The 793-nt window shown below is 34.9% G+C and carries 1 protein-coding gene and 1 pseudogene; one reads left to right on the forward strand and one right to left on the reverse strand.

The window, feature by feature from the left end; translation table 11 throughout:
• Positions 1–216: pseudogene (locus ACFIO5_RS11330) on the forward strand (lipid-A-disaccharide synthase); the annotation flags it as partial.
• 18 nt (positions 217–234) lie between these two features.
• Here the strand turns inward: ACFIO5_RS11330 and ACFIO5_RS11335 are convergent.
• Positions 235–793: amino acid ABC transporter ATP-binding protein (locus tag ACFIO5_RS11335; protein ID WP_375705460.1), on the reverse strand; the 559-nt coding region annotated here is incomplete at its 5' end.

Consider the following 793-nt stretch of genomic DNA (forward strand, 5'->3'; position numbering starts at 1 on the left):
ATTGTGCCGGAATACTTTAATGAATTTCTACGTCCTGGCATGTTAGCAAGGCAGATAGAAGAACTTTTATATAATCCTTTATTACGACAGGCACAGCTCGATGTTTTTGAGATGGTAGAACAGAAAATGAAGACTGAAGTTCCATCTGGGGTCATTGCTGCTCAAACAATTGTTACTCTTCTCAAAAAGAGATCAGGATCTTTAAAGTTCTCGTAGATAAATCAATGTTAATAATTAGTGTTTAATTTTAGCAAGAAAATCACGAGCACGTTGACTTTTAGGATTGATAAAAAATTCATCAGATGCTGTATCTTCAATAATTTTTCCATTTTCTAAAAAAAGTATTCTTTCTGAAACTTTTCGAGCAAAACCCATTTCATGGGTGACACACAGCATTGTTATGCCTGTATTTGCTAATTGAACCATAACTTCTAAAACTTCTCCAACACTTTCTGGATCAAGAGCTGATGTTGGTTCATCAAAAAGCATTACTTCAGGTTTCATACAAAGTGCACGCGCAATTGCAACACGCTGTTGTTGCCCACCAGAGAGTTGTAAAGGATATTTCTCACAATGTTTTTCAATTCCAACTTGTGTCAAATAATGCATTGCCCGTTTCTTTGCTTGTTGTTTAGAAAGTCCTTGAACTGTCATAGGTGCTAAAATGCAATTTTGCATAACAGTCATGTGGGGAAATAAATTAAAATGCTGAAAAACCATTCCTATTTTGCGCAGAACAGTTTTTTGTTGGTGTATAGGAGCCGTATGGATATTAATATTATGGATACAAATT

The organism is Bartonella sp. AA86SXKL, assembly GCF_042196885.1.